This is a genomic window from Streptomyces sp. NPDC002265, from assembly GCF_040296125.1.
GTDB lineage: Bacteria > Actinomycetota > Actinomycetes > Streptomycetales > Streptomycetaceae > Streptomyces.
The window spans coordinates 1-14,451 of sequence record NZ_JBEOWS010000259.1 but is presented as its reverse complement, the minus strand read 5'-3'; the positions used below and the strand labels follow the sequence as shown (position 1 = coordinate 14,451).

General features: G+C 71.9%; 18 protein-coding genes. 8 read left to right on the top strand and 10 right to left on the bottom strand.

The window, feature by feature from the left end; all coding sequences use genetic code 11:
* Positions 1 to 7 precede the first annotated feature (7 nt).
* The 3 genes from ABT085_RS33290 to ABT085_RS33280 all read right to left on the bottom strand — a co-directional run bounded on the left by ABT085_RS33290 (position 8) and on the right by ABT085_RS33280 (position 1,514).
* Positions 8 to 475, bottom strand: coding sequence for a peroxiredoxin (locus tag ABT085_RS33290; protein ID WP_351616451.1), 468 nt, complete (start codon positions 473 to 475; stop codon positions 8 to 10).
* Positions 472 to 852 carry a DoxX family protein gene (locus ABT085_RS33285; protein ID WP_351616448.1) on the bottom strand — a complete coding sequence of 127 codons (381 nt, stop codon included), beginning with the start codon at positions 850 to 852 and terminating at the stop codon, positions 472 to 474. The genes ABT085_RS33290 and ABT085_RS33285 overlap by 4 nt, the downstream gene beginning before the upstream one ends.
* A gap of 137 nt (positions 853 to 989) precedes the next feature.
* Positions 990 to 1,514: a MarR family winged helix-turn-helix transcriptional regulator gene (locus ABT085_RS33280; RefSeq protein ID WP_351616445.1), complete on the bottom strand. Its 525-nt coding sequence runs from the start codon at positions 1,512 to 1,514 to the stop codon at positions 990 to 992.
* Between the two features lie 172 nt (positions 1,515 to 1,686).
* On the opposite strand from ABT085_RS33280, the gene ABT085_RS33275 reads away from it, so the two are divergent.
* The 4 genes from ABT085_RS33275 (at position 1,687) to hemC (ending at position 5,158) form a co-directional block, all read left to right on the top strand.
* The gene (locus ABT085_RS33275; protein WP_351616442.1) at positions 1,687 to 2,685 is read left to right on the top strand and encodes an ATP-dependent DNA ligase; all 999 of its coding nucleotides are present in this window, start codon (positions 1,687 to 1,689) and stop codon (positions 2,683 to 2,685) included.
* A 142-nt stretch (positions 2,686 to 2,827) separates the two neighbouring features.
* A complete protein-coding gene (locus tag ABT085_RS33270) occupies positions 2,828 to 3,604 on the top strand; it encodes an NPP1 family protein (protein ID WP_351616440.1) in 777 nt (258 codons plus the stop codon).
* An 82-nt stretch (positions 3,605 to 3,686) separates the two neighbouring features.
* Complete coding sequence (locus ABT085_RS33265; protein ID WP_351616437.1) at positions 3,687 to 4,175, top strand: GNAT family N-acetyltransferase; 489 nt, start codon at positions 3,687 to 3,689, stop codon at positions 4,173 to 4,175.
* A gap of 47 nt (positions 4,176 to 4,222) precedes the next feature.
* A complete protein-coding gene (hemC, locus tag ABT085_RS33260; protein ID WP_351616434.1) occupies positions 4,223 to 5,158 on the top strand; it encodes a hydroxymethylbilane synthase in 936 nt (311 codons plus the stop codon).
* Between the two features lie 56 nt (positions 5,159 to 5,214).
* Here hemC and ABT085_RS33255 read toward each other — a convergent pair whose 3' ends face one another.
* The 4 genes from ABT085_RS33255 to ABT085_RS33240 form a co-directional block, all read right to left on the bottom strand.
* The gene (locus ABT085_RS33255; RefSeq protein WP_351616431.1) at positions 5,215 to 5,736 is read right to left on the bottom strand and encodes a hypothetical protein; all 522 of its coding nucleotides are present in this window, start codon (positions 5,734 to 5,736) and stop codon (positions 5,215 to 5,217) included.
* Between the two features lie 191 nt (positions 5,737 to 5,927).
* A complete protein-coding gene (locus ABT085_RS33250; protein WP_351616429.1) occupies positions 5,928 to 6,788 on the bottom strand; it encodes an ABC transporter permease in 861 nt (286 codons plus the stop codon).
* A complete protein-coding gene (locus tag ABT085_RS33245) occupies positions 6,748 to 7,605 on the bottom strand; it encodes an ABC transporter ATP-binding protein (protein WP_351616426.1) in 858 nt (285 codons plus the stop codon). Before ABT085_RS33245 ends, ABT085_RS33250 begins: the two co-directional genes overlap by 41 nt.
* Complete coding sequence (locus tag ABT085_RS33240; RefSeq protein ID WP_351616423.1) at positions 7,602 to 8,060, bottom strand: MarR family winged helix-turn-helix transcriptional regulator; 459 nt, start codon at positions 8,058 to 8,060, stop codon at positions 7,602 to 7,604. The genes ABT085_RS33245 and ABT085_RS33240 overlap by 4 nt, the downstream gene beginning before the upstream one ends.
* A gap of 338 nt (positions 8,061 to 8,398) precedes the next feature.
* Between ABT085_RS33240 and ABT085_RS33235 the strand changes: the two genes are divergently transcribed.
* Positions 8,399 to 9,199 (top strand): RNA polymerase sigma factor SigF, encoded by an 801-nt coding sequence (locus tag ABT085_RS33235; RefSeq protein ID WP_351616420.1) that lies wholly within the window; start codon positions 8,399 to 8,401, stop codon positions 9,197 to 9,199.
* 63 nt (positions 9,200 to 9,262) lie between these two features.
* Here ABT085_RS33235 and ABT085_RS33230 read toward each other — a convergent pair whose 3' ends face one another.
* A complete protein-coding gene (locus tag ABT085_RS33230) occupies positions 9,263 to 9,598 on the bottom strand; it encodes an ANTAR domain-containing protein (RefSeq protein ID WP_351616418.1) in 336 nt (111 codons plus the stop codon).
* Between the two features lie 158 nt (positions 9,599 to 9,756).
* Here ABT085_RS33230 and ABT085_RS33225 point away from each other — a divergent pair, with 158 nt between their 5' ends.
* Entirely contained in the window at positions 9,757 to 10,566 is an 810-nt protein-coding gene (locus ABT085_RS33225) for a VOC family protein (RefSeq protein WP_351616416.1), read from the top strand.
* Between the two features lie 9 nt (positions 10,567 to 10,575).
* Here ABT085_RS33225 and glgX read toward each other — a convergent pair whose 3' ends face one another.
* Positions 10,576 to 12,741 carry a glycogen debranching protein GlgX gene (gene glgX, locus ABT085_RS33220; protein ID WP_351616413.1) on the bottom strand — a complete coding sequence of 722 codons (2,166 nt, stop codon included), beginning with the start codon at positions 12,739 to 12,741 and terminating at the stop codon, positions 10,576 to 10,578.
* Complete coding sequence (locus tag ABT085_RS33215; RefSeq protein WP_351616410.1) at positions 12,738 to 13,241, bottom strand: pep a2; 504 nt, start codon at positions 13,239 to 13,241, stop codon at positions 12,738 to 12,740. The genes glgX and ABT085_RS33215 overlap by 4 nt, the downstream gene beginning before the upstream one ends.
* A gap of 285 nt (positions 13,242 to 13,526) precedes the next feature.
* On the opposite strand from ABT085_RS33215, the gene ABT085_RS46815 reads away from it, so the two are divergent.
* Positions 13,527 to 13,823 (top strand): DUF5133 domain-containing protein, encoded by a 297-nt coding sequence (locus ABT085_RS46815; RefSeq protein ID WP_502982862.1) that lies wholly within the window; start codon positions 13,527 to 13,529, stop codon positions 13,821 to 13,823.
* A gap of 78 nt (positions 13,824 to 13,901) precedes the next feature.
* A partial coding sequence (locus ABT085_RS33205; RefSeq protein WP_351616407.1) for a maltotransferase domain-containing protein occupies positions 13,902 to 14,451 on the top strand: 550 nt, incomplete at its 3' end.

Here is a 14,451-nt window from a genome sequence, read left to right as displayed (position 1 = left end):
CGGAGGCTCAGCCCCGGTGGGCGCGCAGGGCGGCGAGGGCCCGGTCGGCGTGGGTGTTCATCCGCAGCTCGCTGCGTACGACCTCCAGCACGGTGCGGTCCTGCGCGATGACGAAGGTGACCCGCTTGGTGGGCGCCAGGGAGAACCCCCGCTTGACGCCGAACAGCTCCCGCACCTTCCCGTCGGGGTCGGAGAGCAGGGGCATGCCGAGCGTGTGCCGGCCGGCGAACTCCTGCTGCCGGTCGACGGAGTCGCCGCTGACCCCGACCGGGCGTCCGCCCGCCTCGGCGAACTCGGCGGCGAGATCGCGGAAGTGGCAGGCCTCCGCGGTGCAGCCGGCGGTCAGGGCGGCGGGGTAGAAGAACAGCACGACGGGCCCCTCGGTGAGCAGCTCGACGAGGCTGCGCGCGGTGCCGGTCTCGTCGAGGAGCGTGAAGTCCTCGACCTCGCTGCCGACCTCGACGGTCGCGCTCATGACCGGCCCTCCGTTCCACGGGCGACACTGCGGGCCCACAGCACGAGGGGGATCTGGAGCGGCAGGCGGCCCAGGGCGGCGGCCTTCTGCGGGGTGGGGCGGTTGCGCCAGTCCACGGCCATCTTGACGTTGGCCGGGAACACGCCGACGAAGAACGCGGCGGCGGCCAGCGCGGCGACCCGTCTGGTCCGCGGCACGGCCAGGCCCGCCGCGAGCGCCAGCTCGGCGGCCCCGCTCGCATAGGTCCAGGTCCGGGGCGAGCCGGGCAGCGCCCTGGGCACGGTGGCGTCGAACGGGCGTGGTGCGGCGAAGTGGGCGGTGCCCGCGGTGGCCAGCAGACCGGCGAGCAGCAGGGACGAGCGTTCGGACCGTGACACGGTTCCTCCTCTGACGACCTGCCGCGCGATATTACTGGACGGTAAGACAGGCCGGTCACTACGGGTCCCGCGCCACCGGGCGCCGCCGGACACCGTCGAGCGCCGTCCGGTGCCGTCGAGCGCCCCGCCCCGTGCCGTCAGGTGCCGGAGGCCGGGGCGGAGGTCTGCTGGTCGGCGTCGTCCTCCGCGGCGTACGCGAGGAAGTCGTCGACCATGCGGTGGAACAGCGTGGCGAGCTGGCTCAGTTCCTGCGGGGACCAGTCGGCGAGCGCCAGCTGCATGCCGCGGGTGCCGGCGTCCCGGATCCGGCCGACGGCCCGGCGGCCCGCCACGGTCAGCTGGATGCGCTGGGCCCGGCCGTCGTCGGGGTCGGGCACCCGGGTGACATAGCCGGACTTCTCCAGCTGCTGCACCGTACGGGTGACGTGCGAGGCCTCCACTCCGAGCCGCTGGGCCAGCTCCCCCGGGCGGAGCGCGTCGGAGTCGGCGATCTGCCGCAGCAGCGCCACGGCCGCCCGGTCCAGCGGCACCCCGGCCAGGGCCATGAGCCGGTCGTGCTGCCGGGCGCGGGTGCTCAGATAGGTGATGCGGGAGAGCGCCCGCTCGATCTCGACGACTTCCGGGGAGGCGGCAGGGGCGGCGGGGAGCGGTGACGTGGACATACGCACCAGGTTACCATATCGTTGCGTAACTCAAGTAACTAATCCGGGCCCCGGCCGCCGCACACCCAGCATCCCGCATCCGGGCCCGGCGGAGTCCCGGGGGACGGCGCCGTTCAGGGGAAACCCGCGGGCCGCACGCGTGACGCGGGCCGGGTCCGTCGACATCTGACCCGTGACCCTGCCGCTGATCGCCCCCATGCTCGCCATGCCCGGCACCCTGCCGCCCCCCGCGCAGGACGCGCACTGGGCGTACGAGACCAAGCAGGACGGCCAGCGGGTCGTGGCCTATCTGGCCGGGGACGGCGGCGTGCTGCTGCGGGCCAGGTCCGGCGAGGACATCACCGCCGCCTACCCCGAACTGCGGACGCTGGGCGACGCGCTGGGTGCCACACCGGCCGTACTGGACGGGGAGGTGCTGGCGCTCGACGCGGACGGACGCGCCGACTTCCAGCTCCTGCAGTCCCGGATGGGCCTGGCCCACGCACCGGCGAGAGCGGCCCGCCGCGCCGCCGAAGTCCCCGTCCATCTCGTCCTGTTCGACGTCATGCACCTCGGCACCCGACCCCTGCTGGCCGAGCCCTACCGCCGTCGGCGCTCCCGGCTGGAGGAGCTCGGTCTGCAAGGCCCGTACTGGTCGACGCCGGCCGCCCTCGTCGGCCACGGCGAGCAGGCCCTGCGCGCCACCCGGGAGCACGGCCTGGAGGGCCTGGTCTGCAAACAGCTGGACTCCGTCTACGAACCGGGAGTGCGCTCGCGGGCCTGGACCAAGATCCGCAACCTGCGCACCGAGGACGTGATCGTCGGCGGCTGGGTGCCCGGCCGGGGGCGCCTGTCCGGCCTGCCCGGCGCCGTCCTGGTGGGGCAGCGCACCGAGGGGCGGCTGCGCTATGTCGGCAGCGTGGGCACCGGCTGGAGCGAGGCCGAGCGGGCCGGCCTCGCCGCGCTGCTGGAGGCCGCCGCGACGGACCGGTGCCCGTTCGACACCGTGCCGCCGATCGCGGGCGCGCACTGGGTGCTGCCCCGGCTGGTCGGCGAGGTCAGCTTCAGCACCCGCACCCGGGCCGGGATGCTGCGCCAGCCGTCCTGGCAGCGGCTTCGCCCCGATCTGGCGCCCGAGGAATCGGCCGCCGTCCTGCCGGACCTGCCGGACCTGCCCGACAACCCTGCCTGACGATCCGTCACCGCCCAGTATTGGGCTGCGCCTCACCGCCTGTACACACGCCACCCCTTGGCCCGGAGGCCGAAACCCGGGAAGCTGAACTCCCCATTCCCCCACAGCCGTTGGGCTGCGCCCGGACCATGAGGAGGACGCAGTGTCGTCACCGAAGTTCAAGGCACACCGCAGGAGATGGATCACCGGCCTGGCCGGGGCCGCCGCTCTGGTCCTCGCCTTCCCCTCCGCCGCCTTCGCCGCGCCGCCGCAGGCGCTGCCCTCCAACGCCGAGGCCGCGGAACTGACCTACCAGCCCGCGTTCGACTACGACACGGACGGCTGCTACCCCACGCCGGCCATCGGTCCGGACGGGACCGTCAACGGCGGCCTCAACCCGAGCGGCGCCCTCAACGGCCAGTGCCGGGACGCCTCGGACCTGGACAACACCAACAGCTACTCGCGCTACAAGTGCAACAACGGCTGGTGCGCGTACCTGTACGGCCTGTACTTCGAGAAGGACCAGGCGGTGGCCGGCAGCGGTCTCGGCGGCCACCGCAACGACTGGGAACACGTCGTGGTGTGGGTGCAGAACGGCCAGGTGCAGTACGTCTCGACGTCCAACCACGGCTCGTTCACCGTGCACGCGGTCTCCACCGTCCGCTTCGAGGGCACGCACGCCAAGGTCGTCTACCACAAGGACGGCATCAGCACGCACTGCTTCCGGCTGGCCAACACCAACGACGAGCCGCCGGAGAACCACAAGCACACCTGGCAGTACCCGCCGCTGGTCGGCTGGAACGGCTACCCGGCCGGTCTGCGCGACAAGTTGAGCGCCTACAACTTCGGCAGCGCCAACTTCGGCCTGAAGGACAGCAGTTTCGCCTCCCACCTCTCCTCGGCGAAGCCGTCCGGCATCACGTTCGACCCCAACGCCTGACCGCGCCACCGCTCGCCGCGCCGCCCGCGCTCCGGGCCCCGGAACCCGCACGGCTCCGGGGCCCGTGGGGGATGATGTGCGGATGGACGATCTTCCCGACGCGGTGCCCGGCGCTCCCCTGGTCCGGCACGCCACCCGCGCCGATCTGCCTCGGGTCGCCGAACTCGCCGCGCAGCACGCGCAGTACGAGCGGGCCGCGCCGCCGGTGGCCGATCTCGCCGATCGCCTGGCCGGTCTCCTCTTCGACGGCCCCGCGCCCCGGCTGGTCTGTCTGCTGGCCGAACTGCCGGGCGGCGAGGTCGCCGGATACGCCACGTGCGCTCCCGTGCTGTCCACCTGGGACGGCCGCGACTATCTCCACATGGACTGCCTGTTCCTGGCCCCGGGCCATCGCGGACTGGGCCTCGGCGCCCTGCTGATGGACGCGGTGGTGGCCGAGGCGGCCGGCCGGGGCATGGCCGAGGTGCAGTGGCAGACGCCCGCGTGGAACGAGGGGGCGATCCGGTTCTACGACCGTCTCGGGGGGCGCGCGATGGAGAAGGTGCGCTACAGCCTGCCGGTGTCCCGTTGAACGCGGTTTGTGTCTGAGGGGCCCTCAGGAGGGTCTATCGTGTCCGCATGTCCGTTCCCGTATTGATCCGGATCGTCTCCCGCGACTCGCCCATGGCGCTGGCCCAGGTGGAGCGGGTGCGTGCCGAGTTGGCGGTTCTGCACCCCGGTGTCCGTACCGAGGTCGTGCCCGTGAAGACGACCGGCGACAAGTGGATGGGCGACCTGTCCCAGGTCGAGGGCAAGGGTGCGTTCACCAAGGAGGTCGACGCGGCGCTGCTGGCCGGCGAGGCCGATCTCGCGGTGCACTGCGTCAAGGACATCCCGGCGGACCGGCCGCTCCCGGCGGGCACGGTGTTCGCCGCGTTCCTGAAGCGGGACGACATCCGCGACGCCCTCGTCCACCCCGGCGGACTGACCCTCGACGAACTCCCCGCGGGGACCCGGATCGGCACCTCCTCGGTGCGCCGGATCGCCCAGCTGGCGGCCACGCACCCGCAGCTGGAGTGTGTACCGTTCCGCGGCAACGCCAACCGGCGGCTGGAGAAGCTGGCGGCCGGCGAGGCCGACGCGCTGCTCCTCGCGGTGTCCGGGCTGGAGCGGATCGGCCGGAGCGACGTGATCAGCGAGGTGCTGTCGCCGGAGACGATGATGCCGCCGATCGGCGCGGGTGTCCTCGCCCTTCAGTGCCGGGAGGGCGACAGCGAGCTCATCGACGCCGTCAGCGGGCTCGGCGACCCGGCCACCCATCGGGAGGCCACCGCGGAGCGCATGTTCCTGCATGTGCTCCAGGGCCACTGCAACAGCCCGATCGCCGGGTTCGCGCGGGTCGACCGCAGTGGTGAGCTCTCGCTGCGTGCTTGTGTGTTCACCACTGACGGCAAGACCCGGCTGAACGCCCACGAATGGGCGGGACGGCTCGATCCGGCCACTCTGGGCACCTCGGTCGCCGTGGCCCTGCTGCGGCAGGGCGCCCGCGAGATCATCGACGGCATCCCGCACTGAGGCGGCTCCCCGCCCGGCGTGCGGCCCTGCCGGGCGGCCCCGTCGGCGCGGCCGGGTCAGGCGGTGCCCTCTTCGGCCTGGTCCCGCAGGAAGTTGCTCACCTGGCCGGCCAGGCCCTCCCGCCCCGCGGCGCCGGCAGGGGCGACGGACCCCTCGCGCAGCCCCAGGCCGCCGGTCCACAGCCGCCGGTCGGTCCACTCCTCGTCGACCCGGAGCTGGATCTGGACGTCGATCAGGCTCAGGGCGGCCTCCGAGCCCGCGGCGAACAGCACGGCGGTGGCCCGGCGCAGCGGGTAGACGTCAAAGCCCTCGATGAACTGGGTGTTGCGCCAGTCGATGAACGCACTCTCGCCCTCGGGACCGATGCGTACGTCGATCTGGCCGTCCTCCAGGTGGATGCCGAGGTGCCGCTCACCCCGGTTCTCGACCGTGACGCGCAGCCGGAAGTACGTCATCCCCTCGGCGGCGTCGTCACGGCCGCGCGGCGGCTCCGCCGCCTCCAGCCCATGGACGCGGACACGCAGACCGGCATGCTCGTCGTACTCCCGCCAGTCACCGACCACGTTCGGCTCGTACACAGTCCTACCTCTCGACCTCTGAGGCTGCTTCCTATCCGTGCGCTCAGTGCACTGTCAAATATGCGTAATGCGCCGTGGCCAGCGAATTCGACCTATTTGATCGTTGATCAAGCTGTGCGCAGGAGGAATCCGGATCCGGGCCGCGCGAGGCCTCGTGCGGGGCGTGCCGCACATCACTTCTCCGGGTGAGTTCAGCGGGCCAGACGGCCCAGCAGCGAGGAGGCGGCTGCGATGCCCGCCGCGGCGGCCACGAAAAGCACCCCGAAGTCGGCCGCGAGGTGCGCGTGCGTGCCCAGCAGAAGCCCGCGCAGCGCGTCGACCTGATAGCTCAGCGGGTTGGCCAGGCTGACGGCCTGGAGCCAGCCGGGCATGACGGAGACCGGGTAGAGGGCGTTGGATCCGAAGAACAGCGGCATCGTGATCGCCTGGCCGAAGCCCATGAGCCGGTCACGGCTGAGCACGATGCCCGCGATGGTCATCGACAGACAGGAGAAGAAGGCCGAGCCCAGGATCACGGCCGCGGCGACGCCCAGCAGTTTCAGCGGGTTCCAGGTCAGGGCCACCCCGAGGACCGCGGCGATGACCACGACCACGACCGCCTGGATCAGTGACTTCACCCCGGCCGCGAACGCCTTGCCGGTGATCAGTGCCGCCCGTGGCGTGGGTGTGACCAGCAGTTTGTTGAGGATGCCGGCGTCCCGCTCCCAGATGATCTGGATGCCGTAGAAGATCGCGATGAACATCGCGGACTGGGCGATGATGCCGGGGGCGAGGTAGTCGATGTAGGGGATGCCGTCGGTGGGGATCGCCTTGATCCGGGTGAAGGTCTGGCCGAAGATCAGCAGCCACAGGGCCGGCTGGACGGCGCGGGTGTACAGCTCCGTGCGGTCGTGGCGCAGTTTCTGGAGTTCGACGGCGCACATCGCGCCGACCCGGGCGGGCAGCAGCCGCCAGCCCGCCCGGGGCCGGGGCGGCCGCAGCAGCAGGCCGATGTCCTTGCCCGGGAGGTGGTCAGCCGACACGGTGGGCGGTGCGGCGGGTGCTTCGGACATCGCGGAAGTCTCCTGACTTGTCGTCGAGGCCGCTGCCGGCGACGTCGCGGAAGACGTCCTCCAGCGTCGGCAGCGCGGCGGAGGCCGCCGTGCCCTCGGCGCGCCGGCGTTCGCCGAGTCCGCGCCTGAGTTCGGCCGGGGTGCCGAGGGCCCTGATACGGCCGCGGTGCATCAGGCCGACCCGGTCGCAGTACTGGTCGGCCTCGTCCATGTAGTGCGTGGTCACCAGGACGGTCATGCCCGTGGCCGCGCGTACGGCGTTGATGTGGTCCCAGACCCCGGTACGGGCGATGGGGTCGAGGCCGATCGTCGGCTCGTCCAGGATCAGCAGGCGGGGGGCGCTGACCAGAGCCTGGGCGAGTTCGAGGCGGCGGACCATGCCTCCGGAGTAGGTGCTCGCGAGGCGGTCCGCGGCCTCCTCCAGGTCCACCGCGGCCAGGGCCTGGCCGACCCGTTCGGCGCGCTCACGGCGCGGCACGTCGAACACCCGGGCGAACAGGGCGACGTTCTCGCGTCCGGTGAGGCCCGCGTCGGCGGACAGCTGCTGCGGTACGTAGCCGAGCATGCGGCGTACGGCCATCTGCTCCCCGGCCGCGTCGTGGCCGAAGACGCGGACCGTGCCGGCCGGGACCGGCAGCAGGGTGGTGATGCAGCGGATCGCGGTGGTCTTGCCGGCGCCGTTCGGGCCGAGCAGCCCGAAGGTCTCGCCCTCGGCGACCGACAGGTCCAGCCCGTCGACGGCGGTCGTGGCGCCGAAGGAGTAGGTGAGCTGTGCGCAGCGGACGGCCTCGGCCGGTCCTTCGACGTTCGGGGTCATGACTCCTCGGCTTCCTCGCGCAGGGTGGCGGCCAGCCGGCGCAGGGCCGGGACGGCCGCGCCGAGTGCTTCCCGGTCCGCCTGGTCGAGCCGGGCCACATGGCGGCGCAGCAGGTCGGCGCGGCGTTCCTGCCAGGCGCGCAGCCGGGCCTCGGCGGCCCCGGTCAGCAGCAGCCGGGCGGCCCGCCGGTCGGCGGGGTCGGTCTCGCGGATCAGAAAGCCGTCCCGGACGAGTTTGTTGACCAGGGTCGAGACCGAATTGCCCGCCAGGCAGAGCTCCTTGGCCGCATCGCCGACGCCGATCCCGGGCCGCGCCTCGACCAGGCGCAGCAGCTCCACCTCGGCGCCGCGCAGCCGCGGTGCGCCCAGCCCGGCCCGCAGCCGGCGTCTGATCAGCCGGTGCACCCCGACCAGCGCCTGGGCCAGCTCCTCGGGGAAGGTCTCCCGCTGCTCCATGTCTCCGAGATTAGCTCTGCATCAGAGGTATCAGCACCAAGGAAGGGTCAAGAGCGGCGGCCGCCGGACGCCCGGCCGCGCCCCGGCACGACGCCCGGACCGCGCCGCCCGCGCCGGGGAATTTCACTCCCTGAATTCCCTCGAATTCATAAGGTGGCTTTTTCCGCGGGCATTCAGAGGCTTGTTTCGGAAGTGTCCTGGCGGGGAATTCGAATTCCAGTGCTTCGGACAGGAGGCACGGCCGCGGGGTTCCGCCCGCCGGCTCCGGCCTCCGTCCAACGGCCCGAGCGTGCGTCTCCCGCGGGGTCCGTCCATCCGGCACTGAGGGAGGCGCGCAGATGCGTACCGCCATCAGGACGAAACAACATCCGCACGACGACGCCCCTGACACCACCGAGTCGTTCGCACGATTCGCGCGGCTGCCCGCGGGCCCCGAGCGCACGGAGCTGCGCGACGAACTCGTCCGGCTCTGGCTGCCCATGGCCGAGCGGATCGCCGTCCGCTTCCGCGGTCGCGGCGAGACCCTGGAGGACCTGTACCAGGTGGCCGCCCTGGGGCTCGTCAAGGCGGTCGACCACTACGACCCGGCGCGCGGCCGGGTCTTCGAGGCGTACGCGGTACCGACCATCACCGGTGAGATCAAGCGCCACTTCCGCGACCACATGTGGACCCTGCACGTCCCGCGCCGCGTCCAGGACCTGCGCAACCAGGTGCGCAAGGCCACCAAGGAGCTGGCGCCCTCGCTGTCCGGGCGCCATGCCACCGTGGCCGAGCTCGCCGAGCACACCGGGCTCGACGAGGACGAGGTGCGCGCCGGACTGGAGGCGCTGGACTGCTTCACGGCGCTGTCGCTGGAGGCCGAGATGCCCGGCACCGAGGGGTACGCCCTGGCCGACGCGCTCGGCGGTCCGGATCCGGCCTACGACACGGTCGTCGACCGGGTGTCGGTGACGCCCTGCCTCCAGGCACTGCCGGAGCGCGAACGCACCATCCTGTATCTGCGCTTCTTCGGCGGCATGACCCAGAACACCATCGCCGAGCAGCTGGGCATCTCGCAGATGCACGTCTCGCGGCTGCTCAGCGGCTGCTTCGCCCGGCTGCGCGCGGAGATCGAGGAGGAGATCGAGGAGGGCGACTGAGCCGTGCTCGCCCGGCCGCCGCCCTGCCACCGTCCGGACCGCGGCCCGCCGCGGTCCGGCGCTTCACCCGACTGGGGGTGCGCCCGGGATCTGTGCGGGACCGTACCGGTCCAGCGCGTCGTCCAGCTCAGCGCGGATCTCCGCGGGCATCTCGCCGCTGCGTCCCCAGAGCACGATCGCCTCCGCGACACAGCGCAGCTTGACGTTCGTGTGCTGGGAGACGTCCTTGAGCACCAGCCATCCCTGGTCCGGTGTCACCCGTCCCAGCGCGACGACCATGCCGATCGCCTGGTCCACCACGGCGTGGGAGACGACCGCCTCCTTGAGCTGGTCGATCTCCTCCTGGAGCCGGAAGACGCGGTCCGTCTCGTCCCCAGGCACGTCCGGTACGCCTGCCACGCTTCCATCGTGGCACGCGTGCGACCCCTCGCCACCGGGGGTACTCGGCAGGCGCAGGGAGCCGTTCCCACCGGACACTGGAAGGGGACCGGTGCCTCTCCGGGAGGGAAGGAGCCGGTGGCCCCCCTCCCGGGCGACGAGATCGGAACGCGAGCACCATGAACCACGACACGAGCCCCTCCACCTCGACCTCCACCCAGAAGCCCCTGTCGACCCACTCCGTGTTCGGCGCGCCCTGCTGGGTCAGCCTGACCAGCCGCGACCTGAAGGCGGCGGAGGAGTTCTACAGCGCCGTACTGGGCTGGCAGTGGCGCACGGCGAAACTCGGCGACCAGTTCCGCATCGCGATGGTGGGCGAGGCTCCGGTCGCCGGGATCGCCGCGGTCGCCGGCATGTGGCAGATGGCGGTGGCCTGGACGCCGTACTTCGCCGTGCGCAGCGCGGACGAGGCGGTGTCACGGGTCCGCGAGCGCGGCGGCACCGCCGCGGTGGGACCGATCTCCCTCAAGCCGGGCCGGGCGGCCCTGCTGGCCGACCGGGACGGCGCCACCTTCGGGATCTGGGAGGGGTCGCTCTTCTCCGACTGGGAGACCTGGCGGGAGGTGTCCCCCGCCTTCATCCGGCTGCACACCCGTGACGCGTTCGACGCCGCCATCTTCTACGGCGAGGTACTCGAATGGGCGTCCGACTGTCCCGGTTGCTGCGAGGTGCACTACGAGGGCGGCGAGGTGGTGCTGCGCAGCCGGGGCGACGTCGTGGCCCGGATCGTCTCCGGGGCGCTGGAGGCGGCCCCCGACCCCACCATCCGGCCGCACTGGCAGGTGCACTTCGCGGTCGACGACCCTACGGCCTGCGCGCGGGACGCGGAGCGGCACGGCGGCACCATCCTGCACCGGAGCCCCGACATGGTGGTGCTGCGCGACCCCGACGGCGCCCAGTTCACGGTGACCTCGCACCACGCGCGCTGAGAGCCCGCCTCACCTGCTGCGGCGGGCGGGGCGGGTGAGCAGCACCAGGCTGCGTGGTCCGACGGTCAGGACGGTGTCCGCCTTGTGCTCCGTCTCGTCCGGGGCACCGTCCGTCTCCATGGTGTCGATCAGGGTCGTCCAGCGTTCGCCGTAGGCGGTGCCCGGCAGCCGGAAGTCGACCGGCTCCCAGTAGCTGTTGAGCAGCAGCAGGAACGAGTCGTCGACGACGGGCCGGCCCTGCGGGTCGGGCTCGGCGATGGCGTCGCCGTTGAGGAAGACCCCGACCGAGTGCGCGTCGGCGCGCCGCCAGTCCCGGTCGGTCATCTCGCGCGCGTCGGGCAGCAGCCACACGAGGTCGGGCAGAGGCCGGTCGGCGTGGGTGGGCGTCTCGCCGTGGAAGAAGCGGCGGCGGCGCAGGACGGGGTGGGCGGAGCGCAGCGCGATCGCGTACCGGGTGAACTCCAGCAGCCGGCGCTGTTCCTCGCCCTGCCGCCAGTCGACCCAGGAGACCTCGTTGTCCTGGCAGTAGGCGTTGTTGTTGCCGCGCTGGGTGCGCCCGAGCTCGTCGCCGTGGCAGAGCATCGGGATGCCCTGCGACAGCAGCAGGGTGGCCAGGAAGTTGCGCTGCTGACGGGCCCTCAGCCGCAGCACGCCCGGGTCGCGGGTCGGGCCCTCGGCGCCGCAGTTCCAGGAGCGGTTGTCGCTCGCGCCGTCCCGGTTGCCCTCGCCGTTGGCCTCGTTGTGCTTGTCGTTGTACGAGACGAGGTCACGCAGGGTGAACCCGTCGTGCGCGGTGACGAAGTTGACGCTGGCGCGGGGCCGGCGCCGACTGTGCGCGTAGATGTCCGCGGAACCGGTCAGACGGGAGGCGAACTCGCCGAGCGTGTGTTCCTCCGCGCGCCAGAAGTCCCGTACGGCGTCCCGGTACTTGCCGTTCCACTCCGACCACAGCTGGGGGAAGTTGCCCACCTGGTAGCCGCCCTCCCCGAGGTCCCACGGCTCGGCGATGAGCTTGACCCTGCTGATCACCGGGTCCTGCTGGATGAGGTCGAAGAACGCCGACAGCCGGTCCACCTCGTGGAACTGCCGTGCCAGCGTCGCCGCGAGATCGAAGCGGAACCCGTCGACGTGCATCTCGGTCACCCAGTACCGCAGCGAGTCCATGATCAGCTGAAGGACGTAGGGGTGCCGCATGAGCAGGCTGTTGCCGGTGCCGGTGGTGTCGTAGTAGTGCGACCAGTCGCCGTCGACCAGCCGGTAGTACGAGGCGTTGTCTATGCCGCGGAAGGAGAGGGTGGGCCCCTTCTCGTTGCCCTCGGCGGTGTGGTTGTAGACCACGTCGAGGATCACCTCGAGCCCGGCCGCGTGCAGCGCCTTCACCATCGCCTTGAACTCGGCGACCTGTTGACCCCGGGTGCCGTGGGCGGCGTAGGCGTTGTGCGGGGCGAAGAAGCCGATCGTGTTGTAGCCCCAGTAGTTGGACAGCCCGCGGCCCTGGAGCACGCCGTCCTGCACGAACTGGTGGACGGGCATCAGTTCGACCGCGGTGACGCCCAGCGAGGTGAGGTGTTCCAGGACCGCGGGGTGGGCGAGTCCCGCGTAGGTGCCGCGCAGTTCGGACGGCACGTCGGGGTGGGTGCGGGTCAGTCCCCGGACGTGGGCCTCGTAGATCACGGTGTCGGCGTACGACCGGCGGGGCGGGCGGTCGTCGCCCCAGTCGAAACCGGGGTCGATCACCACGCCGAGCATGGTGTGCCCGGCGCTGTCGGCCGGGTCGGGTCCGTCGGGCGCGCGCTCGTACAGCGAGGCGTGCCCGTCGATCTGGCCGTCCACGGCCCTGGCGTACGGATCGAGCAGCAGCTTCGCGGGATTGCAGCGGTGCCCGGAATCGGGGTGCCACGGCCCGTGCACCCGGTAGCCGTAGCGCTGCCCCGGGCCGACACCGGCGAGATAGCCGTGCCAGACGAAGCCGTCGACCTCGGTCAGCGGGATCTGCCGGTGCGTGCCGTCGTCGTCCACGAGGATCAGGTCCACGCGCTCGGCGACCTCGCTGAAGAGTGCGAAGTTGGTTCCCCTCCCGTCGAATTCGGCGCCCAACGGGTAGGGGTGCCCGCTCCTGGCGGACACCCCTGCCGTGGACTTCCGGGGTGACTTCCGGCGTGACTTCGCGGTCACCGGGCGGCCGCCAGGACGCCGTCCGTGGGGTCGGCCAGCGCCGCGACCCGCAGCGCCCGGGGCACCTGAAGCACCTCCCGCAGGCTCGGCGCGGGCACGGTGGGCACCAGCGGGACGCGTTCGCCGGCCCGGGCGCGCTGCGAGAACCAGATGACCTTGGAGCCGGTGCCGGTGGCGCAGCAGCCCCAGCCGTCACTCATCGCGGCGATGCGCCCCAGGCAGTCGCGCAGGTCCGGGTCCGGGCGCAGATCGCAGTCGTTCTCGCCGATGGCGGTGATCAGGTGCTGGCGGTTCCACCACAGCTCGACCGTCGCGCTCTTGTCCGTGGCGTGTTCGTCGATGGCCTTCAGCAGGAGCTCGGTGCCATGGCAGACCGGCTCGACCAGCGTCTCGAGGTCCCAGAGCCGGAGATGGGCGGCCAGGATGCGCCTGACCTGGTCCACGCGTTCCGGATCGACTTCCACGTCGAGGTGGTAGTAACAGGGCACTGCGCTCTTCATCGTCGTTGGCTCCTCACCGGCAAGGTTCTCGGTGGACCTCGACCCCGTAGGCCGAGGTCCACGAACACGAAGCGTGAACGGTAGTCGCTCCTGAGTCACATCCACAGTGCGGCTGCTACGCCATTCGTGCAACACGAGCGCACCACAACCAAGATCCAACAGGACGCTGGGTCATCGCGCGTGCACCATAAGTGAAAGCCTTGAGAGCCGCGCCCTGTCGGCGCCTCTGCGTGCCCGATCTCCCGGGCGACGCACCTCTCGAAATCCCGGAAGGTGAACAGCGCCATGCTGCTACCCGCGAAAGCCGAAGTCGCCCGTCACCTGAGGCGTTACCGGTCATGGGAGCGCGCGATGCTCGCCGCACCGGGTGACCGCTCGGTTCGGGCCACCTTCGAGGATTCCGGATACACCCTGTGCGTGCTGATGGGCAAGCGCTGCGCCCGCGAGGCGGCCGAGGCCGCCGAACGCTATCTGGGCAGCGCCGCCGGACCGTATCCGAGGGAGCGGAGCGGGCGTGGCCGGCCGAAGACCCCCGCGCACAGCGGAGCCCTCGCGCTCCGGCATTCCCCGGCGGAGCACTAGCCCTCCCCGGTGCAGCTTGGACAGTCCGAACAGCCGGGCCGCGGACGGCCCGTCGACCAGCACGGCGGAGGTCAACACATGAAGTCCACCAGGGCCATCGGCAGGATCCCGGTACGGGGGGTCCGCCCTCGGGTGGAGTGCGGCAGACGCCCGGCCAAGGCGGTCGTGGGAGAGGCGATCCAGGTCACCGCCACCGTCTTCCGCGAGGGCCACGAAGCCGTTGCCGCCAACGTCGTCCTTCGGGACCCCGAAGGGCGACGCGGTCCCTGGACGCCGATGCGTGAACTCGCCCCGGGCACCGACCTGTGGGGCGCCGACGTGCGTCCGGACGCGACAGGGCGCTGGACCTACACGGTCGAGGCGTGGTCCGACCCCGTGACCACCTGGCGCCGGCACGCCGAGATCAAGATCCCGGCCGGCCTCGACACGGGCCTGGTCCTGGAGGAGGGCGGAAAGCTCTACGAGCGGGCGGCGGCCCGGGTGCCGAAGGGGCCCGGCCGCGCCCTGGTCCGGGAGGCGTCGCGGCGACTGCTCGACGACTCGCTGCCGGTGGCGGCGCGGCTGGCGGCGGCGCTGACGCCGGAGGTGGACGAGGTCCTGGCCCGCCATCCGCTGCGTGAACTGGTCA